We start from the raw sequence: 23,168 nt of genomic DNA, 5'->3' as shown, positions 1-23,168 counted from the left end.
AGGCCGGGACCCCTTCACAGGTCCCGGCCTCGGCCGTCTCAGCTGTTCTCAGTGCCGCCAGCGGTCCTGGTTCCGGCGCATCACCCGCATCGGTCCCGCACCCGGCTCAGTACCGGTAGTGGTCCGGCTTGTACGGTCCGGCGACGTCCACGCCGATGTACTCCGCCTGCTCCTTCGTGAGCTCCATGATCTGCGCGCCCAGGGCGGGCAGGTGGAGCCTGGCGACCTTCTCGTCCAGTGCCTTCGGCAGGCGGTGGACGTCGTTCGAGTATCCGGCGACCCCGCTGTGCAGCTCGATCTGCGCCATCACCTGGTTGGTGAACGACGCGCTCATGACGAAGCTGGGGTGGCCCGTCGCGTTGCCCAGGTTGAGCAGGCGCCCTTCGGAGAGGACGATGATGCTCGTCGTCTCACGGCCGGCCTCCTGAGCGGCGGGCAGCGTCCATTCGTGGACCTGCGGCTTGATCTCGACCTTGTCCACGCCGGGCAGCTTGGCGAGCCCCGCGAGGTCGATCTCGTCGTCGAAGTGACCGACGTTGCCGACGATCGCGCCCGGTTTGAGCAGCTGGAGCTGCTCCACCGACAGGACTGCGCTGTTGCCGGTGGTCGTGATGACGAAGTCCGCGGTCTTCGCGGCCTCGGTCGTCGTGACGACTTCGTACCCGTCCATGACGGCCTGCAGCGCGCAGATCGGGTCGATCTCGCTCACGACGACCCGGGCGCCCTGCCCCCGCATCGCCTCTGCTGCGCCCTTGCCCACGTCGCCGTAGCCGATCACCAGGGCGATCTTGCCGCCGATCAGCACGTCCGTCGCACGGTTGATGCCGTCCGGCAGGGAGTGGCGGATGCCGTAGCGGTTGTCGAACTTCGACTTCGTGACGGCGTCGTTCACGTTGATCGCGGGGAACGGAAGACGCCCTTCCTCCGCCAGGCGGTAGAGGCGGTTCACACCCGTCGTCGTCTCCTCACTCACACCCCGCAGCTGCGGGACGAGCGCCGTGAAACGGCCAGGCTCATCCGCGAGCGACGCGCGCAGACGGGCGCGGAACGCCTTGAACTCCTCCGAGTCGTCCTCCGCGTCGTCCGCGACTCCTCCGGCCTCTTCCGCGGCGGCACCGTCGAGGAGGTACATCGTCGCATCCCCGCCATCGTCGAGGATGAGGGTGGGGCCCGCCGGCTGGTCACCGGTCGCGGGGAACCGGAAGATCTGGTCGGTGCACCACCAGTACTCGTCGAGGGTCTCGCCCTTCCACGCGAAGACGGGGACGCCGGTCGGTGCGTCGGGTGTGCCGGAACCCACGACGACCGCGGCTGCAGCCTCGTCCTGCGTCGAGAAGATGTTGCACGACGCCCAGCGCACGTCCGCGCCCAGGTCGACGAGCGTCTCGATGAGGACCGCCGTCTGGACCGTCATGTGCAGGGAGCCCGCGATGCGCGCACCGGCCAGCGGCTGGGAACCGGAGTACTCCTCGCGCAGGCTCATGAGGCCCGGCATCTCCCGCTCGGCCAGTCGGATCTGGTGACGGCCCGACTCTGCGAGGGTGAGGTCTGCGACGCGGTGGTCGGCTGCGGTGAGGACCGCCTCGTGCTGGGTCATTGTGTCTCCTCGGGGTTGCGGGGTCAGGTCGTGTCGTTCACCGTCGGATGCTCGTGAGGACGGCATCGGTGAGTGCGCGGGTGCGTTCGGCCGTGGGCGTCTCGCAGTTGAAGCGGACCAGCGGCTCCGTGTTCGACTTCCGCACGTTGCACCAGAAGTCGTCGCCTTCGAGCGAGACGCCGTCGAACGCGATGACGTCGCCGTCACCGTACTCGCCGGCCCGCGCCCGGGCCGCGAAGTCCGCGAGCACGGCGTCCGGGTCCGCCACAGTCGAATTGATCTCGCCAGATGCGACGTAGCGCTCGCGATCCGCGATGAGGTTCGCGGCGGACTCCTCCGTTCCGGCGAGCATCGCGATGACGTGGCAGGCGGCGAGGATCCCGGAGTCCGCGGAGTAGAAGTCGCGGAAGTAGAAGTGTGCGGAGTGCTCTGCGGCGAAGACCGCGTCGTGCTCCCGCATGAGGCGCTTGATGCCGGAATGGCCGACGGGCGTGCGCACTGCGCGTCCCCCCGCCTCCGCGACCGTCTCCGCGACGATGCGCGACGTGATGAGGTTGTGGAGGACGACCGGTTCAGTCTCCCCCGCATCCTGCGCGCGGGCGATCTCCCGTTCCGCGACGAGCGCGCCGACGGCGGAGGGCGACAGCACGCTGCCGGTGCCGTCGACGAAGAAGCAGCGGTCCGCGTCCCCGTCGAACGCGAGTCCCAGGTCAGCACCGTGGGTGCGCACGGCGGCCTGGAGGTCCACGAGGTTCTCCGGCTCCAGCGGGTTCGCCGGGTGATTCGGGAACGTCCCGTCGAGCTCCGTGTAGAGGCCGATGAGGGTGAAGGGAACGGCGGGCAGGTCCGCGTCGGTGCCGAACACCTCGCCCAGCAGCTTCCCGGCCATCCCGTTGCCGGCGTCCGCGACGACGGTGAGGGGACGCACCGGTTCCAGCCGGTCGAGACCGGTGAGGCTGCGCAGGCGCGTGGCGAACTCCACCGCGAGCTCCTCCGCCCCGCGGGCGTCGACCATGACGGCACCGGCACGGTCCGCTCCACCACCCGCCTCATGCCGGGGCGCATCGAGCGCTGCGGTGCGGATGTCGCCCAGGCCGTGGTCCCGGGAGACGCCCGCCGCCCCGGGACCGCACACCTTCACCCCGTTGTAGTCGGCGGGGTTGTGGCTGGCGGTCACCATGAGGCCGGGCAGGTGCCAGTGGCCGGAGGCGAAGTACAGCTGGTCGGTCGAGCACAGTCCCACGAACCGCGCGCGCAGGCCCGCTGCCTGGACTCCGGCGGCCGCGGCTTCCGCGAATCGCGGGGAGTCGGGGCGCATGTCGCAGCCGACGACGATCTCCTCCGCCCCCGCGTCCCCGAAGGTGCGGGCGGCGCCGAATCCCAGCGCGTAGAGCAGGTCGTCGTCGAGGTCGTCGCCGATCCGGCCGCGCAGGTCGTACGCTCCCAGCGCACGGTCGAACCGCGCACTGCGGGACGCGCGGAGGGCGTCTGCAGAGGCATCGCCGTCTGCCGGGGCGTCAGCGCGTGCGCTCACAGCAGTGCGCGCGGAGGCAGTGGCCGGCACGGGGGCATCAGCGTGGGAAGCGTCGGCCACGGGTGCCGCGGACGTCCGCTGGGGGTCGACAGCTGTCACTGTCCGTCTCCTGCACTCACTGTCCATCTCCTGGGATGAAGAGGTCGACGATCATTCGCCGTTTCCGCTGATGATCCGCAGGTGGCCGCGGCCGGGGCCGGACGGCAGATCGGCGGGCTGCTGCGGAGCGGGCGGGCGGGGGCGGGCGGCTTCACGGACCGCGTCTGCGATGGCGAGCAGATCGTCGCGTGAACGTTCGGGCTGCTCCTCACCGACGTCGAGGCGGAGCAGCTCCCATCCGCGGGGCGCGGTCATCCGTGCGGCGTGGTTGCGGCACAGGTCGAGCGCACCGGGTTCCGCGCGGGTCGCCAGCGGACCGACGACGACCGTCGCGTCCGCATGGACATACGTCATTGTGAATCGGGCACTGACGCCGCACCCGGCCTTGGCACACAGACGAACTGACACACGCGCAGTCTACCCAATGCGGACGGTTCCCCGGGCAGTGCCACGGTCGCCCACCGCCTAGACTCCGAGGCATGCCCTCCTCGCGTCGCCACGATCGTCACGGTCGCAGCCCGCTGATCTTCCGCGCGCCGGTGCCCGCGCACCGCAGCCGTGCGGAGGAGTTCGCCCATCTGGCGGCCCGCCTGCTCGCGGACATCCGGCTGCGCGTCGACGGCGAGCTGGACTCGGTCGTCCTCACCGTCGACGACATCCCGCCGCCCGAGGCGGGGCTGGAGCTGGGCCGTGTCCTCCCCGCGACGCGCGACACGCCGGCGGTCCTCGTCCTCCACCGCCTGCCGATCGCGGAACGCTGCGAGGACGACATCGATCTCGCAGACCTCGTCGCGGACGTCCTCGCGGACCAGGCGGCGCTGCTGTCCGGCCGCGACCCGGACGAGCTGCGCCCCCGCTGACACGAACGCCGAGGTCGTGCTCACGGGCCCCGACCCTCGGCCGCCGGCGCACCCCGGATCAGTCAGCCGCCTCAGCGTTCGAGTCGGACGTCCCGGTAGCCGATCCCTTCGGGCGGTGCGGGGAAGCCGATACCGCTCACCCCTGCGTCCGTGCGGACACCTACGGTCGCGTACGCCTCCCCCGCCGTCCCCCGCAGCTCGAGGGCGCGCGCCTCACCGAAGTCGGTGAGTCCCAGGACGATCGCCCGCTCCGCGTCGAGGTCGAGGGTGCGCGGTTCACCGCGCTGTCCGTCACCACCGACGGGGACGACGTCCACCGCCCCCTCCCCGGCGGCGAGGACGAGGTCGCCCTCGAGCGGGGTCCCGTGTTCGTCGGTCGGCAGGGTGAGGAGGCGCGTGTCGCCCACCTCGTCCACGCCGGGGTAGAAGGCCACGTCCCGGCCCTCCTCCGTGTCGACGGCCACCGTGGCGGAGGCGGACACCTCGCCGTCGGCTTCGACGACCACGTCGCCGGGCGCCACCTCACCGAGCTCCACCTCTGCCGTCCCGCGGGCGGGGATGGCGACGGAACCCGAGGCGAGGGGTTCCGGACCGTCCGCAGAGTGCGCTCCCAGCCGCGCGGTGACGGCGGAGCCACCGGGGTTCGACACGCGCAGTCGGGCCTCGCCCTCCGTCGCGATCGGGAGGACGGTGCGGGTGGCGGCCGGCGCCTCGGGCGCGGCGTACTCGATCCCCCGCGGGGTGAGGCCGTCACGCCTGCTGTGCTGGAGGGCGGCGGTGACGCTCCCGTCCTCGGCCGTGACCTCTGCGCCGACGACCGGCACACCCTCTGCCAGCGCCCCGAGCACGACAGTGCGCAGTGTGTGCGGCTGCAGCGTGAGGGTGTCCTGCCCGGCGACCGGGATGGGCCCCGACTCCCCTGTGAGGTCGACGCGGACCGTCACGGGTGCGTCGGTGGGGTTCGCGAGCAGCAGCCGGGAGTCGTCCCCCGTCATCGTCGACGCTCCGGAGAACACCGCCCGCGTGAGCGGGGTCGTGCACGACAGCGCGGCGAGACCCGCGTAGTCGCCGGTGTCCGCGGCCGCGGTCTGCACGGCGGACAAGAGGGCGGGGCTCTCCCCCGCCGGCGTGCCGAGATAGGCGACCGGGGCACCCATGCCGTCGGCGCCCGTGACGATCGGCTCCCCGGGATCGATGGTGAAGAGCGTGTCGCCGTCGACGACCCGCGCTTCCACGCCCGCGGCGCCCTCCGACCCGTCCGGTGCGGTCGTGGAGATGCTGACCGCCCGGGCGACGGTGGTGGGTGCTTCGGAGGACTCGAACTCCTCGTCCGTCCCCGCCGCCTCGTCGTCGCGGTCCAGGGGGCCGGGGCAGACCGCGGTCGTGGCGGCGGCGGGCAGGCGCACCTGTTCGGGGCCCCGCGCACCGGACCCGCTGGGCAGGGGTGCGACGAACGCGGTGACCGCGATGAGCACGCCAGGCACAGCGATGCCGACGAACGTGGCGGCGGTCCGGGAGAAGGCGTTCATCGGCGGCCTCCTCGACCGATCGGGAGCGCGACGACGACGGTGACGAGGACGAGCAGCCATCCGGCGACGACTCCCACCCGGTACCACGCGGGCGTCGTGGACAGGGTGACGGTCTGCGCCTCCGCGGACACCGCGAAGGACTGCGCCCACCCGCCCGCGGGGTCGCCGGGCGCCAGCGGGTTGCCGCCGACGGATGCGGACGTCACCCCGTCACGTTCGGCGAGCACGAGGAGCCTCCCGTCCGCGCCGGCCGGGACCTCCGCGGTGTCACCGCGGACCGGGACGGGCACGCTGGTGCCGTCCGCGTCGACGACGCGGGCCCAGGAGACCTCCGCCGAGGCGCCGGGTTCTTCGTCCACAGTGCCCCCGGCGGTCTCCTCACCGGTGTTGTCGTCCGCGGCCCCGCCTGCGAGGTCGTCGTCGGCTTCGTCCGTGGATTCCGTCCCCACCTGCCAGAGGAGTCCCTGGTCCGCGACTCCCAGCCGGGTGAGTCCGGTCGCGCCGGACACGCTGCGGGCGGCGGCATCGAGGTCGTCGCCGTCGTCGCCGGTGAGGACGACGAAGCCCACACCCAGCGAGGACAGGGCAGCGCCCACGTCTCCCCCGCCGTCCGCGGTGAGACGGCCGATCGCCTCCGCGAGGGCTGTGTCCGCGGGGTCGAGGGCGACGGGCGCTCGACGGGGCCCGAACCCCTGCAGCTGCTGCGCCGCGGTGATCGTCGACGATTCCAGCACCGTGCCGCCGGTGTCCCCGGCGACCCGGCCGGTCACCTCGCCGTCGACGACGTCGAGGATGAGGGTGCGCTGCGCCAGCGGGCCCTTCGCGCGTTCGCCGGCGAAGACCGGCAGCCGGTCGTCGCCCGTCCGGTGGACCTCGGCGCCGCCCACAGCCGCGTCGAGCGACAGTGCGGCCAGAACGAGGGCAGCGGACCCGGCTGCCGCGACCACGACGGCGCGGGACCGGCGGCGGGTCGGCAGTGCCGCGGCGGCACTCCTCCTGCCGGGGGCGCGCACGAGCGAGGCGGCGAGCAGCCCGCACACACCCAGGGTGAGCACCGCAAGGCCCGCGGCCGGCCATGCGGCGACGAGGCGGTGCGCGGTGAGACCGGCGGCGGTCATCGACTGCGCGATCGCCAGGCACAGACCCAGCACGGTGAGCGCCGTGGACCCGACGATGAGGTCGTCCGGGGCGGACCTGCGGAAGTACGCCGCTCCGGCCGCGATGACGAGGGGGATCGACACGAGCAGGATGAGACCGATGTACGGGGCGCCGGCCGTGCCGGACAGCGACTGGGAGACCGGCACCTCGGGCCAACCCAGGGCGAGGATCCAGGAGCGGGCGACGGGGTACGGGAGGACCGCGCCGGGGTCGATGAGCAGCGCGTCGGACTGACGGATCGCGGCGACCAGCCACAGCCCGGTGAGGCCGAGCACCGGCACGACCGTCCACAGCAGCCGCAGCGCGTGGGTCCGCACGAGGAGCACGCCGACGACCACTACGGCAGGCACCAGGAGGATGGGCATCCCCGCGCAGACGACGGTCAGGAGGAGCCCGGCACTCGCGGACGCCTCGATCGAGCGGCGCACGACCGCCGAATGCAGGGCACGCACGAACACGGGCAGCACCAGCCACGCGACGACGGTCCCCGCCCGGCCCTCGACGAGCGACAGGACGAATGCGGGCGACGCCGCCCACACGAGCGCCAGGAGGGCGCGGATGCTGGGGCGGGGGGTGAGGCGGCCGGCGGACGCGTAGAAGAGGAGCGCCGCAGCCGGCAGCGCCGCGAGCAGCAGGACGCGCACCGCCATGTCGAGGTGGCCGAGGAAGGGAAGCGCCCACACGAGCAGGACGGTGAGCAGCGGATCGGCCGGCGACCGCGACCCCAGGCCCGCGTCGTCGCGGAGGCTCAGAGCCCGCGCCAGCGCCTCGTCGAAGCCCACGTCCAGGCGGGGCAGCGCGCCCCCGCTGAGCGAGCCGGGACCGAACAGGCGCCAGCCGATGAGACCGGCGGCCGCCACGGTGAGGGCGACGACCGCGGTGAGGGGGTGGAGCAGTGCGCTGCGGCGCGGACCCACGTCCACGCCGGAGAAGGACTGCAGCTCCTCCCCCGTGTTGAGCGCTTCGTCCGCCCCGGCCGCGAGTCCGCCGTCGGTGCCGCCGGGGCCCCGGTCGAACCACCAGGCGGCGGTGCCGTCCGCACCGGTCTCCCGCAGCTCGCGCCGTGCGGTGTCGAGCTGCGCCCGGCTCGCCAGCAGGCCGGGGGCAGGTTCTGCCGTCGGGGCACGGCGGCGCAGCGGCGCGACGGCACGGGAGTCCGCGCCGACCTTCCCTGCGGCAGTGAGCCAGCGGCCGGCACCCCGCGGGTCGTTCGACAGGAGACGGCCGAACGCCGCCCCCACGGCGGCGAGCCACAGCAGGATCGCCGTGCGCCACGCCGCTGCGGGACGGACGCGGGACAGGCGATAGCGATGCTCGGCGCGCACATCGGCAGCCGCACGCGGCGGTCGGGGCGACGACAGCAGGGCGCGGGCGGTCGCGGCGGCGACCACCACCTCGGCTCGGGGCGCCAGCACCACACGGAAACCAGCGGCCCGCACACGGCGGGAGTACTCGATCCCCCGATACGACGTGGGCAGGGAGGCGGCGGGGCTGCCCACGGCGCGGACCACCTCGGCGGAGACGAGCGCACCCGGCAGGTCCACGGCGTAGACGTCCTCCGTGCGCTCGAACTGCCCCTGGTCGACCTCCCCCGGGGACACGGGGTTGAGGCGCAGCCCCTGCGCGGTCGTCGTCACCCCGGCAGACGCCAGCCGATCCGAATCGGAGACGCGCAGCCGCGGACCCACGAGCCCCACCGCGTCACCGGAACCCGCGATGTCGAGCAGACGCGCCAGTGCGCCCGCCGTCGGCTCGTCGCGCGCTCCCAGCAGCCACAGCCAGTCCGCACCGGCCGCCAGGGCGCGCTCGATCGCGTCATCCATCCCGTCCCGCTTCGCGCGCAGGACGGAAGAGACCCCCGGGACGCTCACGGACTCGTGGGCACCCCGGAGGTCTGCGCCGTCGTCGGAACCGACGACAGCGGTGATGCGTAAGCTCACACCGCCTGCTTCTTGAGGCGTCGCCTTTCGCGCTCGGAGAGCCCTCCCCAGATGCCGAACCGCTCATCGTTCGACAGTGCGTACTCGAGGCATTCGGCCTTCACGTCGCAGGACGCACAGACCTTCTTCGCCTCCCGCGTCGATCCGCCCTTCTCAGGGAAGAACGCCTCCGGGTCCGTCTGCGCGCACAGCGCCTCGTCCTGCCAGGCCAGGTCCCCGTCACCGGACCCGCCCAACAGCAGCGACAGGGGCGATACCGCTTCCCCGCGGTCACCGCCTGCCGGGCGCGGCGACAGAGAGACGGGATCCAGGTCGAGCGGGTCCGCCACATAGGACGGCGCCCCTGTTCCCGGATCCACGAACCAATCGACCGCGGCTCTGTCTGTGACGCTTTCGCGCAGCGGTACGACCGGCGCCTCCGTCTGCGGTGCCGCACTCGCCGTCGTCATCTTGTGTGCTGGTGTCACGTGTCTTCCCCCTATCGTCGTTGGCGTCGGCTGAGTGCCCGACGCGTCCGACTCATAGTGGAATTACACGCGTGTCATTACGTCCCGTCAAGCGGCCAGCATGTATCCTAACCCCGCATTAGAACGGCTGTTCGACTGCTTCACAGTCACCGGCTGCACCACGGCACTACATATGGTGGACAGGGCCCGCGCGGACCACAACCTGTGGATGGATGTGATGCTCTGGGAATTCGGAGGATCTCGCACTGTTCCGTCCAACGGGTGGGCAGTCTCGTCCCATGGCCCACTTCTGGTCTGTCACCGGTCTGCCACGATGGGAGAATGACCGCCATGCCGCCCGCGTCCCACCCGCGCGCAGATCCCCGACCCCACGCGGATCGCCGCCCTCCCGCAGAACCCAGTCGCCTCCTGACCGCCTTCGCGGTCCCCGGGATCGGCCGAGTGCGCCCCGGAACGGACCTGGGCCGGGAGATCGGCGGGGCGATCACCGCGAGCGGCCTCGATCTCAAGGACGGCGACGTGCTTGTCGTCGCTTCGAAGGTCGTCGCGAAGGCGGAGGGCTCCGTCGCCACCGCGCGGACACGTGCGGACGTCGAACAGCTCGTCGACGCGCACACCCACCACACGGTCGCGAGGCGCCGCTACGGCTCCGGCGTCACCGTGAGCGTCGTCCGCACACGCTCCGGGACCGTGCAGGCCGCTGCCGGTCTGGACCAGTCGAACACCGACGCGGACACCGACGTCATCCTGCACCCTCGCGATCCGGACGCCTCCGCGGCCGCCCTGCTCGCCTCCCTCACCGAACGGTTCCAGGTGCGACTGGGCATCATCGTGTCGGACTCCACGTCGCGGCCGTGGCGGGTCGGGGTCTTCGACTTCGCGCTGGGCTGCGCGGGCATCGACCCGCTCGACTCGCAGCGGGGCCTGCCGGACGACTCCGGTCGCACCCAGCAGATCACCGTCCGCGCCGTCGCGGACTCGATCACGCAGGCCGCCGACCTCGTGAAGGGCGCCGCGCGCGGTCGCCCCGTCGCGATCGTCCGCGGCGTGGGCGAAGTCCTCACCCGCCGGGACACAGCCACGGCGGCCGGCTCCGGCGCGGCGGCGCTCACCCGTCCGCTGGAGGACGACTGGTTCCGCACCGGGCATGTCGAGGCGGCCTGGAACGCACTGGGCGTCGATCCGGCGGACCCGGCTCTCACCCCACCGTCGGGCGACGGCGCGGACGACATCCTCACCCGCACCACCCGCGCGCTCGCGGTCGCCCGCGCCGGTGATCCGCGCACCCCCGGCCAGGCGGGGTGGCGGCTGAGCGTCACCGGTTCGGGCTCGTCCATCCGCATCCGACCGCGTCCCGGCTTCGCCCCGTCCGAGGTGTCGGGGCACCCTCTCGTCGAAGCGGCGGTGGGGCTGGGAGCGCTCGTCGAGCGCATCGCGACGAGCCTCGCCGCCGAAGACCTGCGCTGCGACACCGCGTGGCTGTGGGACGACACCGGGGCGCCTGGCGGTGCGGACATCCGGATCGAACTCGACCTCATGACCAGGAGCTGATTCCGTGCGCACATTCCTCACCGCACTCGCCGAACGCCGCCACCCAGTCCTGCGCTGGGAGGACAGTGCCGGTGCCTCCCTCGAACTCACCGGCCCGGTGCTCGCCAACTGGGCGCACAAGGCGCACGGGCTGCTTGCGGACTCCGACGTGGGACCGGACCTCGACCTCGGCGTCGTGGAGGAGACGGGAGCAGAGGAGCCCGGCGTGCACTGGCGGGCTCTGGCGGGGGCGCTGGCAGCGTGGTCGCTGGGTGCGTGCGTGCGCGTGATCGACGAGGAGGAGCCGGACGCCCCGTGGGCCGCCCTCGTGTCCGAGCACCGCGCCGACGACGCCGTCACCCACTCCGCGGACGAGGTCTTCATCTACCCCGTCGCACCCCTCGCCCTGGGCGTCGACGCCCCACAGGACACGATCGACTTCGCGACTGCACTGCGGGCCTACCCGGACGAGGCGCCGATCGGCACGACGGCCCGCGTGACCTTCGGCGATGCGGCGCACACGGAGACCGAGGGCCTGCGAGCCCTCTGCGGGGCCCCCTCCGCACAGGTCCTGTCGTCGACGGCGCCCCCCGGTGACGCTTCCGCGTCCGCCGCCCCTGCGGACGGCCCGTCCGCCACTCCCAGTGACAGTCCGTCCACCGCCGCCGAGGTCGTCGTCACCTCCGCACCCCGCACCGCTTCCGACTGGGGCCGGATCATGCACGGGCTGCTCCACGGGGTCGTCGTCCTCCGTCCCGCCGTGGACCCGTAAGTCGTGCCCCGTGGACGCATAAGCCCGCTTTCAGGTGACATGCAATAATCCGGAGCATGGACAAAGTGGTTTCCTCAGCAGCAGAAGCGGTGAAGGACATCCCCGACGGCGTGCGCATCGCCGTCGGCGGATTCGGGGTCGTCGGAGTGCCCGAAGTCCTCATCGACGCACTCCACGACCAGGGCGCGAAGGGTCTCGAGGTCATCTCGAACAACGCGGGTGTCGACGGCCGGGGGCTGGGCAAGCTCCTGGAGACGCGGCAGATCAGCCGCATCATCGCCTCCTACGTCGGTGAGAACAAGGAATTCGCCCGCCAGTACCTGTCCGGAGAGCTCGAGGTCGAGCTGACGCCGCAGGGCACGATGGCGGAGAAGCTGCGCGCAGCAGGTGCGGGGATCCCCGCCTTCTACACGATCACCGGTTCGGGCACCCAGGTGGCCGACGGCGGGATCCCCTGGAAGTACGACAGCGACGGCAACGTCGTGAAGGAGTCTCCGAAGAAGGAGACGAAGACACTGTCGACGTTCGGCGAGGAGCACGACTACGTCCTCGAGGAGTCGCTCCCGTCGGACTTCGCGCTGGTCCGCGCCGCGAAGGGCGACCGCGCCGGCAACCTCGTCTTCCACTCGTCCGCCCGCAACTTCAACCCGCCCGCCGCGATGTCCGCGAAGACGACGATCGCGGAGGTCGAAGAGCTCGTCGAGGTCGGTCAGATCGATCCGGACGATGTCCACCTGCCCGGCATCTACGTCGCCCGCGTCGTGGAGCTCACACCGGAGCAGGTCGCGGACAAGCCCATCGAGAAGATGACCGTGAGGGAGGACTGACCATGGGTCTCACACGCAATCAGATGGCCGCCCGCGCGGCCCAGGAACTGCCCGACGGTTCGTACGTCAACCTGGGTATCGGCATGCCCACGCTGGTGCCCAACTACATCCCCGAAGGTGTGAACGTCGTCCTGCAGTCGGAGAACGGTCTGCTGGGCGTCGGCCCCTACCCGCGGAGGGACGAGGTCGACCCCGACCTCATCAACGCGGGCAAGGAGATCGTCACGATGAACCCGGGTTCCGCCTACTTCGACTCCGCGACCAGCTTCGGCATGATCCGCGGCGGGAAGATCGACGCGGCGATCCTCGGCGCGATGCAGGTCGCGGGCAACGGCGACATCGCGAACTGGATGATCCCCGGCAAGATGGTCAAGGGCATGGGCGGCGCGATGGACCTGGTCCACGGCGCGAAGAAGGTCATCGTCATCATGGACCACACCGCGAAGGACGGGTCGCTCAAGCTGTTGGAGACCTGCGACCTGCCGCTCACGGGTGAGCGGGTCGTCTCCCGCATCATCACGGACCTGGCGGTGCTCGACGTCACCGGCACCGGCTTCCGGCTCATCGAGCGGGCGCCCGGGGTGAGTGTCGAGGAGATCCAGGAGAAGACACAGGGCCTCGAGCCCGTCACCGGTGATGTCCCGGAGGCCGCGCCGGCCGCGTGACAGGCGGAGCGCTTCGCACACAGAAGCGGGCGGTGGATTCCCATGCGGAGTCCACCGCCCGCTTCTGTGTTGCTGCCGAGTGCTCGTCTCTCAGGCCACGACGGGGCGCTCATGGCCCTCAGTGCGATCTCTCGCGCCGCTCAGTGCCGAACTCGCCACGAAGAGCGCGCCCTTCCCGGTGAGAGTGGGGCGGGGTTCGTCGGCGCCGATGAAGACGGAGTCACCGCGGCCGGCCTCCAGTTCCTCGTCCCCCGACCGGAGCATGAACGTCCCGTCGATGCAGAGAGCGGTGAGCGCCCCAGGGCGAGGCAGGACCTGGTCGTCTGCATCGTGGACGACAGTGAGGATGAAGTCGTCGGTCGCTCCCCGCAGTTCGGTGTCGTCGTCCGCGGTGAGGACGCGCGGCGGCTGCGTATCGAAGTGCACTGTCCGGACCAGTTCCGGCACGTCGATGTGCTTCCCTGTGAGGCCGCCGCGCAGCACATTGTCGCTCGAGGCCATGATCTCCGCCCCCAGGCCTCCCAAGTATGCGTGGAGGATCCCGGAATCGAACGCGAGCGATTCCCCTGCCTGCAGGAGGAAGCGGCGGAGCATGACGGCGACCAGTGAGCCCGCGTCGCGCGGGAAGTCCGCGTGGGTCTCCAGGAGGGTGAGTGCCGGGTCCACGCTCGTCCCCTCATGGGACGGGTCATCGGCTGCGACGTGCGGGAACGATGGCGCGGAGAGGGCAGTTGCGAGCGCGTCCGCGAGAGCGCCGAACCGGTCGGGGTCCCCCAGGACCACCTCCACGGCTCGCCGCAGGACCGCCGCCTCGGCCTCGGTCTCGGCTTCGGTCTCGGTCTTGGCCTCGGGCCCAGTGTCGGACGCTGTTTCGAGTCCAGCCTCCGCCTCTCCATCCAGTGCGTCGCGCCACGCTGCGAGCGACTCACGGTGCGCGGATGCTGCTTCCGCCGCGTCCAGAGCGGTCGCGAATCGGTCGAGTGTCGCGCGGATCGCGGGGACGGGCCGGAAGCCGCAGAGGGCATGGAACTCGCCCAGGGCGTAGAGGAGCTCCGGCTTGTGCCACTCGTCGCGGTAGTTGCGATGCGGCGCGTCGAGTGGGATTCCCGCGGCGGATTCGGCGGCGAACCCGGCGATCGCCTGTTCGCGGGACGGGTGGCTCTGGATGGACAGCGCAGTGCGTGCGGAGAGGATCTTGAGGAGGAACGGCAGCCGCGGACCGAAGCGGGCGACGGATGCCTCCCCCAGATACCGGGACGGGTCCGAGGCGATGAGATCGTCGAGACCGCGACCGTCGACGAACGACGGTGCCCCGGGGTGGGCGCCCACCCACAGTTCGGCCGCAGGACGTCCGTCGGGCTCGTTCCCGAGGATCTCGGGGATGCCCGACGGGGAGCCCCACGCATAGTCCTTCACGGTGTTCGTCAAACGCTGCACTGATCTCCTCACATCAGGGACCCACGGATCTCGTGAAGTCTACGACGCCGTGGCGACGCCGTGGCGAACACGTGGCGAACAGCGGCGGTCCCGCAGGCGCACACGGGGAGACGAACAGCAGCGGTCCCGCACCCTCGCAAGGATGCGGGACCGCTGTTCACGGGTGCGCCGGCGGGTTCCCCAACCCGCCGGCCCCGAGGCCCCGGTTCGCTCTGGTCGACTCAGGTCACCCTGGTCGCCCCAGACCGTTCCGGTCGCCCCCGGTCACTCCGAGGGACTCAGACCACGCGGATGAACACTGCGCCGCGCTTGACCATCCAGTCGTAGCTGCGCTTCGAGGTGTTCGTGCGCGAGGACCCCGCGTCGTACATCTGGCCCTTCGTCTCCGACACGATGCCGATGTGTCCGGGGACCCAGACGAGATCGCCGGGCTTCGCCTCCTTGGCCGAGATCACTTCCCCTGCTCCGCGCTGCGCACTCGTGGTGCGCGGGAGCTTGATCCCGTTCTTGCTGTAGACGTACTGCGTGTAGCCCGAGCAGTCCCATCCGGAGGTGGGTGAGGTGCCGCCCCAGCGGTACTTCACTCCCAGGTGCTTCTTCGCCTCGGCGATGATCGAGGCGCGCTTCTCCTCCTCCTTCTGCTCCGGGGTCTTCTCCGGCTTCTTCGACGGCGTCGGTTCAGCCGTCTTGGAAGGCGTGGGCGAAGGCGTGGCAGACGGTGTCGGAGAGGCCGATTCGCTGGGCTTCTGCGACGGCTCTTCCGAAGGCTCCGTCGAGGGTTCCTCCGACGGCTCCTCGCTCGGCTCGGCGGAGGGTTCATCCGACGGGCCTTCCCCGGGCTCGCCGGTGTCACCTCCGTCCCGCAGGTTGAGGTCTTCGACGCCGGCGTTGATGTCGCCCTCGGGTGAGAACTCCGTGGTTCCGTACCCTTCGGCCCACACGAGGCGTGCGCCCTGGAACGTCTGCTCAGCGCGGCCGTCCTTGACGGTCAGTTCGCTGGTCGGGTATCCCAGGTGGCCGTTCTCGGTGCCCTTGTCCTTCCAGTACTTCTGGAGGATGCCGGTCGTCGCGTGAGCGCCTGAGTCCTTCGAGTAGTGGACGGAGCCCTTCTTGAATTTCTGGTAGTAGCCGCCGTCCTTGAGGCCGCCCTTCTCATCCGCGACCGGGAAGCCGATCTGCTTGAGCAGCTTCTCGTCGACCAGCTTGTTGAAGGCACCCTTGACGATGTGTGCGCCGGTGTCCTTCGTCCAGTAGATGTGGCCGTTCTCGTACTTCTGCGCGCGGCCGCTGGCGATGTCGAACTCCTTGCCGGAAGGCTTGCCGAGTGCCTTCTCGTTGCCGTCGTACTTCTTCTCGATCGGAGTCTTCGACTTCTCCTTCTCCTCGGAGTCCTTCTTGTCCTCCGGGGTGTCACCGCCCTTCTGCATCTTCGTGATCGCGCTGCGCATTCCACCCAACTTCGAGTAGAAGGCGGCGCCGGGGCAGGAGGTCTGTCCGAGGTCGCGGTGTCCGACGACCGTGCGGATCTTCTTGCCCGCGACGGTGGTCTTCGCATCCGCGGAGACACCGTTCATCGACAGCTTCCAGGCGATCGCGTGGTTGACCGCGTCGATCGTCTTCTGGGGTGGCGCGGACTTCTCGAACGTGCCCATGACGGAGATGCCGAACGTCCCGGTGTTGTACCCGGCGACGTGTGCACCGATCACGGCCTTGTCGACTCCGCCGGCGCGGCCCTCCCACAGACGGCCGTACTTGTCCGCGAGGACGTTGTAGCCGACGTCGGACCATCCGCGGCCGTTCGTGTGGAAGCTGTAGATGCCTCGCAGGATCGAGGGGACGTCCTCGGCCTTGTAGCCGTTGGCTCCGGCGGTGTGGTGGACGACCGCTGCCTTGACGGAGCCCGCGTAATCCGGCGAGCCCTTGCGCAGCTTCTCGTTCGCGCCCCACGACTTGCGGGAGCCGATCTTCGGCTTCTTCACCTTCTTGACGGAGGTGTTCTGCACGGTCGAGCTGCCCGGCACGTAGGCGGCGTTCTGCACGCTCGCACCCTCCGTCGCCGAGGCGTTGGCGGCTTCCGCTGCCGCCTCGCCTTCTGCGGGCGCCTCGGCTGCGGGTGCCTCGGCCGTCTCGCTGGCCGCACCGTCGGACTCCGCACCGGAGTCATCGGCCGAGTCTTCCTGCGGCGGGAGGACCGGCTGGTTCTCCTGCACCGCCGCCGCATCTGCGGCGGAGGTCTTCGGGTCGACGAGGACGAGCTCGGTCTTCTCCGGCGCCTCGGCTTCACCGAGCACGCGCAGCTGCACGCTCTCGGAGTCCGCGACGATGAACGGCTCCGTGCCGTTGCCGCCCTCATCGGTGTTCTCGATCTCGAGGTCTTCCCAGGCGCCCCATTCGCCGCCGGACTTCAGGCGCACCTCGAACGACACGCCTGCATCGCCCTCGTAGGTGATGCCCACGACGCTCGGGTTGTCACTGGGGACGTCGACTGCGTTGGAGATCGCGGCGATCGTCACGCCGTCCTCAGTCTCCTCCTTGACCGACCCGACGACGGGAGAGTCCGTCTCTGCGGGCTCCGTCGATTCGGCGTTCTCGGAGGACCCGTCGTCGGAGGAGCCGGCGTCAGACGATGCGTCATCGTCCGGTGCGGAGTCCGAGGAGTCGCCCAGCGCCGGGGCGTCGGTGTCCTCGGAGTTCTCCGAGGAGTCGGTGAGCGACGTGTTCGTCGCCCCGTACGCACCGCTGTCAGGTGCGAACGGCGCAGCGGACACGTTCTTCGCGGTGGTGTCCTGAGCCGCACGCAGCAGCCCGGGAACGTTGACCAGCCCGCGGTTCGATGCCGTGGACGTGGATTCAGAGGATGCGCGGGCGCCTGCCTCGTCGAGGCCGTCGGCGTCGATGTCGGTGAGAGGTGTTGCGCTGATGTCGGGGCTGACCGGAACCGCTATCGCGGCGGTCGAGCTCGACAGTCCGAACGTCGTCACCATCACCGCAGCCGCGCATGCGGCTACAGAAGGGACCAGAATTCTCATCGTTTCAGCCTTTGTGAGGAAGTCAGGGAAGGAGGCTTCTACGAAGTGGGGGCGTCGCTGGATGCGGCGCACCACCTCAACATCTCAAGATTGTTACATAAATTCGGCGTGTCTGAGTTGAAATCTCGCGTTTGACCAAAATGACATCGATGTGGTTCCGCGAGTTCTCGCGGGACTGTGCGCCTGAAAAAGTTTCTCGCAGATCGGCCTTCAGGCCGCTGAACGGTCACGATACGACGTGACAGTGCTCACAGGACCCTGTGGGTTCTCTGGCAGCGAGTGAGCGAGTCACACCGGTGACCGGACCGCGCCGACGCGGCTTCCTGCAGTGGCTTCGCACTCTCGACTACGACAGAGTACCCGGTCGCCAACAGCCGTCGCGACTTGTCAGCAGACGTCAGGGGACGCTGCAGATGGATTCCGCGTCAGGGTCTGATCCTTCGCCGTCGCCCGCGTCCGTCGCCTCTCCCCCGGCAGGAGCCGCCCACAGCGACACCGAGCCGGCAGACTGGGGTGCTGCGGCCTCGGCGTCCTGCGACGATGTCTCGATCGTGTCGGAGACCAGCTGCTGCACCTCGACGAAGTCGGGGTGGGTGGGGTTGACCTCGGGAGGGGTCAGGTTGAGCGACGTCGTCCCGGCAGACCGCGTCTGCAGCGCCAGGTCGACGAAGCGGTCCACCTGGACCTGGGGGATGTCCGTCGTCACGACCTCCGGAGCGGCCTTCGCGATGTCCTGGAAGCGCAGCAGGAGGGTCGCCGGGTCCAGCTGGCGCACCATCGCGTCCTGGACGCAGCGCTGCCTGGTCATCCGCTCGTAATCGGAGGCGAATTCGCGCGACCGTGCGAACCAGAGGGCGTGGTAGCCGTCGAGGTGCTGCTCACCCGGCTCGATCCAGCCCTTCACCGGGCCGTGCTGGCCGGTGGACGGGTCGATGGCCGACGAGATCGGCACGCGCTTCTCCGAGACGACCGTGATGCCGCCCATCGCGTCGATGAGGTCCTCGAAGCCCTGCAGGTCGATCATCGCGTGGTACTGGACCTCGAGCCCGGTCACGCCCCCGACGGCCTCCTTCATCGCCTCGACGCCGGGGGTGACGTCGTCGGGGTATTCGTCCGCGTGCTCCTCCCCCTGCTGGTAGACGGCGTTGAGGAGGCACTCGTCGCCGCAGTCGAACCCGTTCGGGTAGTGGGAGGCGAGCGGGCTGTCGTCGTCGAAGGGGACGTTCTGCATGTTGCGGGGCAGGCCGATCATGACGGCCGCGCCGGACTTCGCGTCGACGCTCACCAGGGTGATGCTGTCCGGGCGGATGCCCTCCCGGCCCTTCCCGGCGTCGGACCCCAGCAGGAGGATGTTGTAGCGGCCGTCGACGGGGCGCTCCCCCAGCCCGCCGGCGAAGAGGTCGGACATGAGTCCGCGCTGGCTGTTCACCATGATCGACCCGTAGGCCGTGCCGCCGGTGACGACGAGCACGGCGACGGCGGCGGCCGCGAGGAAGCGGGTGCGGACCCGGGGACTCAGCGTGTGGACGCGCACGCGGCGGATGGTGTCGAAGAGGCACACGACCCAGTTCACGCCCGCCACGACCAGCAGCAGGAGCACGAAGACGAGGACGAAGGGGTTCGTCGCGACGGTGAAGAGGAACTGCCGTCGGATGAGCACGATGATGATCGCGCCGAGGATGACCAGCCAGGTGACGAGGGTGATGACGAGCGGGATCCGCGCGCGGCGCGCGCGGAAGACCGACTGCACGCTGCCGGGCAGGAGCATCGTCGCAGCGAGCAGCACCCATCCGCGCACGTCACGACGCGGTGCGTCGAGGTGCCGGGGTTCACGGATGGGGTCCACGTACTGGAGCGAGCGCTTGTCTGTCACGGTGCCTCGGGGCTGGAGCGGATTGACAGCACCACAATGCATGATCAGAGGATCATTCTCACGTAAGACGCCCCGGCAGGTCGGTGAAAGATCCCTGGGCACCCGGAGGAGTCGGACGGCCCCAGGTGGCCCGGGGCGGCTCAGAGAGACGCGGGACGTGCTCCCGTGCGGAGCCTCACACGGAGGAGGCTCAGACGGAGGAGGCTCAGACGGATTCGACCCAGTCGCGCAGGAGGCCCAGCCCCTCCGTGATGTCGTCCAGGCCGATTCCGGAGTAGGCGAGCCGGATGTAGTCGCGGTCCTCACCCGGCTGCCGTCTGCCGAAGTGCTCGCGGGTGCAGAAGGACACCCCTGTCGCGTGCAGCGCCTGCTGTGCGAACTCCCCGACGTCGGTGAGCCCCATCCGCTGCACGGTCTCCGTGACGTCGGGGAATACGTAGAACGTCGACTGGGGCACCGCGACGCTCATCCCCGGGATCCCGTTCACCAGGTCGCAGACGGCGTCCCTGCGCCCCCGGAACTCGTCGAGCATGCGGTGCACGGGCTCCTGGGTGCCCTGCAGCGCGGCGATGCCCGCCCACTGGACGAAGTGCGTCGTGCACGATTCGTCGTTCGTGTTGAGGGTGGAGATGATGTTCGCGACCTCCCGCGGCGCGACCGCACAGCCCAGCCGCGAACCCGTCATCGCAAACTTCTTGCTGAAGGTGTAGAGGATGACCGTCCGCTCCTGCATGCCGGGCAGCGCCGCGATCGACCGCGACTCGCCTTCATAGCGCATCTCGAAGTACGCCTCATCGGACAGCACCCACAGGTCGTGCTCCTGAGCGATCTTCGCGACCGCTTCACGTTCCGCGTCCGTCGACTCCGCGGAGATGGGGTTCTGCAGGTCGTTGTAGATCAGGGCGGTCGTCTGCGGGGTGATGAGCGACCGCAGGTGGTCCAGGTCGATCGCGAAGCCGTCCGGCGTGGGCACGTACCTGTACGGCAGCGGCACCCCGCCCAAGTACTCGATCTGGGACTCGTAGATCGGGAAGCCGGGGTTCGGGTAGAGCACGCCCTCCCCCGGGTTCATGACCGTCTGGAGGAACTTCGTGATGACGGGCTTCCCGCCGGTTGTCACGACGACGTCCTCTGCGTCCACCGGCATGCCGCGCTGGCCGCCGATGTCGTCTGCGAGTACGGCTCTCAGCTCCGGGATCCCCGGTCCCGGGCAGTAGCCGGTCTTCCCGTCTGCGATCGCAGCGTTCATCGCGTCGACGATGTGCGGTGCCGTGGGGATGTCGATGTCTCCCAGGTGGAACGGGAAGATGCGATTGCCCTTCGCCTTCCATTCGGCTGCGGCCTGAGCGACGGCGAACGCGGTCTCCGTCCCCAAGTCGTCGATGCGGTGTGCGATCTTCATGACGGTCTCCTCGCGCGCTTCCAACCGGTTGCCCTCTGTGCCAGGCTGCAGTGGCCTGTCGTCACCAGTCTGCACCTTCAGCCGCCGGACGTCAGTACTGCTCTAGGCTCGCGCTATGACGAGAACTGCACGACGAGCCGACCTCGTGATGGAGGGCGGCGGTGTGAAGGGGACCGCGTTCGTCGGGGCGCTCGACGTCCTGAGCGCTGTCGGCTATACGTTTCCGCGCATCGCCGGAACGTCCGCGGGCGCGATCACAGGGTCCCTCGTCGCCGCTCTGCAGCACGCGGACGAGTCACCGAATCGCCTGTCGGAACTCGTCGCGACCCTCGACTACTCACGGGTGCCCGATTCGAGCAGGATCGGACGTGCGCTGGGTCCCGCGCACGTCCTCGCCGACGTCGTGTCCCTCGCCGCCCGGGGCGGCCTCCACGAGGGCCGCTATCTGCAGCGCTGGCTGACCGGTGTGCTGGCCGACCTGGGTGTGCGCACGTTCGGCGACCTGCGGCGGACGGACCCCGGCTCTGCGCTGCACCCGGAGCGCGAGTTCTCACTCGTCGTCGTCACGAGCGACCTGTCGAACCACCGGATGTCCCTGCTCCCGTGGGACTACGAGCACTACGGTCTCGACCCCGACGAGCAGTCGGTGGCGGAGGCCGTCTGCGCGTCCGCCGCCATCCCGTTCATGTTCCGGCCGGTGCGGCTGCGCACACCTCCGCGGGGTGCTGTGAGCCTGGTCGACGGCGGGCTGCTGTCGAACTACCCGATCGGGGTGTTCGACCAGCCCGACCGGACGGCGGCCCGCTGGCCCACATTCGGCATGCGGCTGTCCGCGCGGGAGGACGAACCATCCATCTCTCAGCCTGTGGGCGGTCTGTTCGGGGTGACGAAGGCGCTGGTCTCGACCGCTCTGCACGGGATCGATCGTCGACACATCGACGAGCCGTCGACGATCGACCGCACGATGTTCATCGACACGGCCGGAACGTCGGCGCTCGATTTCGAGCTGGCTCCCGCACAGTCGGAGCGGCTCATCCGGTCCGGGCGCGAGGCCGCGAACAAGTTCCTGACGACCAAGGCGCCGGAACTGTGGCCGGGCAGCTGACAGACGCCCGAGCTCACCACAGGGCACAGTGAAGGCGCGTCGTCGCATGGCTGCGCGACGACGCGCCTCCGTGTCACGCGCCGCTGTGCGACGCGCCTCCGTATGTCACGCCAGCAGCTTGCGTCCCATGACGAGGCGCTGCACCTGGTTCGTGCCCTCGTAGATCTGGGTGATCTTCGCGTCGCGCATCATGCGCTCGACCGGGTGGTCGGAGACGTAGCCGGCGCCGCCCAGCAGCTGCACGGCGTCGGTCGTGACCTCCATCGCCACGTCGGACGCGTAGGCCTTGGCCGCGGCACCGAAGTAGCCAAGGTCCGCGTCCTCGCGCTCGCTCTTCGCCGCTGCGACGTAGGTGAGCTGGCGTGCGGCCTCGAGCTTCATGCCCATGTCCGCGACCATGAACTGGATCGCCTGGAAGTCAGCGATCGCCTTGCCGAACTGCTGGCGCTCCCTGATGTAGCCGATCGCGTAGTCCAGGGCGCCCTGGGCGATGCCCACGGCCTGCGCGGCGATCGTCACACGCGTGTGGTCGAGCGTGCGCAGGGCGATCTTGAGTCCCTCGCCCTCCTCGCCGATGATGCGGTCGGCGGGCAGGCGCACGTCCTCGAGGAAGAGCTCCCGCGTGGGGCTGCCCTTGATGCCGAGCTTCCGCTCCTTCTCCCCGAACGTGAAGCCCTCGTCGCCCTTCTCCACGACGAACGCGCTGATGTTGCGTCCGCGCGGCCCGTCCGGGTCGGTGACCGCCATGACGGTGTAGAAGTCGGACTCCCCCGCGTTCGTGATCCACGTCTTCACGCCGTTGAGGACCCAGCCGTCGCCGTCGCGCACCGCACGGGTCTTCATCGACGCGGTGTCGGACCCGGCCTCGCGCTCGGAGAGTCCGTAAGAGAACGCGCGCCCTTCCGCGAGCTGCGTGAGGTACTTCTCCTTGATCGCCTCTCCGCCGCCCAGCTGCACCGGCATCGAGCCCAGCTTGTTGACGGCCGGGATGAGCGAGGACGATGCGCACCCGCGCGCCACCTCTTCGATGACGATCGCGGTCGCGAGCGCGTCCGCACCCACGCCGCCGTACTGCTCCGGCACGTGGGGTGCGAAGAAGTCGGTCGCGAGCAGCGCGTCGTGCGCCTCCTGCGGGTAGCGGGAGTCGGCGTCGACCTCCGCGGCGAACGGGGTGATCTTCGCGTCGACGACGTCACGGACCGCTGCCCGGAGTTCGTCGTGCTCTTCAGTGGGACGGTAGAGATCGAAAGTCATCCTCAGCTCCTTCTGGTCGGCCCGACGGCTCGACGCTGTCCTGTTCGTGGAGGTGACGGTCTCCCGTGGTGGGAGCCGCCGTGGGGTTTG

The 23,168-nt window shown here is 70.2% G+C and carries 17 protein-coding genes; 6 read left to right on the top strand and 11 right to left on the bottom strand.

Annotated elements, in window-relative coordinates:
• Positions 1–106: 106 nt before the first annotated feature.
• From ahcY to JFC09_RS14025, 3 genes are read right to left on the bottom strand one after another with little or no spacing between them, the layout of a single operon-like run.
• A complete protein-coding gene (gene ahcY / locus JFC09_RS14035; protein ID WP_198394660.1) occupies positions 107–1,597 on the bottom strand; it encodes an adenosylhomocysteinase in 1,491 nt (496 codons plus the stop codon).
• 37 nt (positions 1,598–1,634) lie between these two features.
• Positions 1,635–3,230: a phosphohexomutase domain-containing protein gene (gene manB / locus JFC09_RS14030; RefSeq protein WP_332839782.1), complete on the bottom strand. Its 1,596-nt coding sequence runs from the start codon at positions 3,228–3,230 to the stop codon at positions 1,635–1,637.
• A 51-nt stretch (positions 3,231–3,281) separates the two neighbouring features.
• On the bottom strand, positions 3,282–3,638 hold the full coding sequence (locus JFC09_RS14025) for a DUF3499 domain-containing protein (RefSeq protein WP_198394658.1): 357 nt from the start codon (positions 3,636–3,638) through the stop codon (positions 3,282–3,284).
• A gap of 71 nt (positions 3,639–3,709) precedes the next feature.
• Here JFC09_RS14025 and JFC09_RS14020 point away from each other — a divergent pair, with 71 nt between their 5' ends.
• Positions 3,710–4,090: a metallopeptidase family protein gene (locus tag JFC09_RS14020; RefSeq protein ID WP_198394657.1), complete on the top strand. Its 381-nt coding sequence runs from the start codon at positions 3,710–3,712 to the stop codon at positions 4,088–4,090.
• Between the two features lie 71 nt (positions 4,091–4,161).
• On the opposite strand, the gene JFC09_RS14015 is transcribed toward JFC09_RS14020, so the two are convergent.
• Genes JFC09_RS14015 through JFC09_RS16955 form a run of 3 tightly spaced genes read right to left on the bottom strand, consistent with a single transcriptional unit; the run spans position 4,162 to position 8,965 of the window.
• The gene (locus JFC09_RS14015) at positions 4,162–5,619 is read right to left on the bottom strand and encodes a DUF5719 family protein (RefSeq protein WP_198394656.1); all 1,458 of its coding nucleotides are present in this window, start codon (positions 5,617–5,619) and stop codon (positions 4,162–4,164) included.
• A complete protein-coding gene (locus tag JFC09_RS14010) occupies positions 5,616–8,717 on the bottom strand; it encodes a glycosyltransferase family 2 protein (RefSeq protein WP_198394655.1) in 3,102 nt (1,033 codons plus the stop codon). The genes JFC09_RS14015 and JFC09_RS14010 overlap by 4 nt, the downstream gene beginning before the upstream one ends.
• Entirely contained in the window at positions 8,714–8,965 is a 252-nt protein-coding gene (locus tag JFC09_RS16955; protein ID WP_198394783.1) for a WhiB family transcriptional regulator, read from the bottom strand. The genes JFC09_RS14010 and JFC09_RS16955 overlap by 4 nt, the downstream gene beginning before the upstream one ends.
• 540 nt (positions 8,966–9,505) lie before the next feature.
• On the opposite strand from JFC09_RS16955, the gene JFC09_RS14000 reads away from it, so the two are divergent.
• The 4 genes from JFC09_RS14000 to JFC09_RS13985 are packed head-to-tail and all read left to right on the top strand — an operon-like array spanning position 9,506 to position 12,978.
• Positions 9,506–10,735, top strand: coding sequence for a coenzyme F420-0:L-glutamate ligase (locus JFC09_RS14000; RefSeq protein ID WP_232483619.1), 1,230 nt, complete (start codon positions 9,506–9,508; stop codon positions 10,733–10,735).
• Between the two features lie 4 nt (positions 10,736–10,739).
• Entirely contained in the window at positions 10,740–11,486 is a 747-nt protein-coding gene (locus JFC09_RS13995) for a hypothetical protein (RefSeq protein WP_198394654.1), read from the top strand.
• A gap of 56 nt (positions 11,487–11,542) precedes the next feature.
• Positions 11,543–12,313 (top strand): CoA transferase subunit A, encoded by a 771-nt coding sequence (locus JFC09_RS13990; protein ID WP_198394653.1) that lies wholly within the window; start codon positions 11,543–11,545, stop codon positions 12,311–12,313.
• Positions 12,314–12,315: 2 nt separating this feature from the next.
• Complete coding sequence (locus JFC09_RS13985; protein WP_198394652.1) at positions 12,316–12,978, top strand: 3-oxoacid CoA-transferase subunit B; 663 nt, start codon at positions 12,316–12,318, stop codon at positions 12,976–12,978.
• 90 nt (positions 12,979–13,068) lie between these two features.
• Here the strand turns inward: JFC09_RS13985 and manA are convergent, their stop codons facing one another.
• The 4 genes from manA to JFC09_RS13965 all read right to left on the bottom strand — a co-directional run bounded on the left by manA (position 13,069) and on the right by JFC09_RS13965 (position 20,719).
• On the bottom strand, positions 13,069–14,415 hold the full coding sequence (gene manA / locus JFC09_RS13980) for a mannose-6-phosphate isomerase, class I (RefSeq protein ID WP_198394651.1): 1,347 nt from the start codon (positions 14,413–14,415) through the stop codon (positions 13,069–13,071).
• Positions 14,416–14,693: 278 nt separating this feature from the next.
• Positions 14,694–17,444, bottom strand: a complete 2,751-nt coding sequence (locus JFC09_RS13975) for an NlpC/P60 family protein (protein ID WP_269770535.1) — start codon at positions 17,442–17,444, stop codon at positions 14,694–14,696.
• Positions 17,445–17,841: 397 nt separating this feature from the next.
• Positions 17,842–19,317: an LCP family protein gene (locus JFC09_RS13970; RefSeq protein ID WP_198394650.1), complete on the bottom strand. Its 1,476-nt coding sequence runs from the start codon at positions 19,315–19,317 to the stop codon at positions 17,842–17,844.
• 205 nt (positions 19,318–19,522) lie between these two features.
• Entirely contained in the window at positions 19,523–20,719 is a 1,197-nt protein-coding gene (locus JFC09_RS13965; RefSeq protein WP_198394649.1) for a pyridoxal phosphate-dependent aminotransferase, read from the bottom strand.
• Positions 20,720–20,834: 115 nt separating this feature from the next.
• Between JFC09_RS13965 and JFC09_RS13960 the strand changes: the two genes are divergently transcribed.
• The gene (locus JFC09_RS13960) at positions 20,835–21,824 is read left to right on the top strand and encodes a patatin-like phospholipase family protein (protein ID WP_198394648.1); all 990 of its coding nucleotides are present in this window, start codon (positions 20,835–20,837) and stop codon (positions 21,822–21,824) included.
• Between the two features lie 105 nt (positions 21,825–21,929).
• On the opposite strand, the gene JFC09_RS13955 is transcribed toward JFC09_RS13960, so the two are convergent.
• Positions 21,930–23,078, bottom strand: coding sequence for an acyl-CoA dehydrogenase family protein (locus tag JFC09_RS13955; RefSeq protein ID WP_198394647.1), 1,149 nt, complete (start codon positions 23,076–23,078; stop codon positions 21,930–21,932).
• Between the last annotated feature and the right edge of the window lie 90 nt (positions 23,079–23,168).

Source organism: Brevibacterium yomogidense, assembly GCF_016107685.1.
GTDB classification, from domain to species: domain Bacteria; phylum Actinomycetota; class Actinomycetes; order Actinomycetales; family Brevibacteriaceae; genus Brevibacterium; species Brevibacterium yomogidense.
The sequence above is the reverse complement of the archived record's forward strand: the minus strand, read 5'-3'. Positions and strand labels throughout refer to the sequence as shown.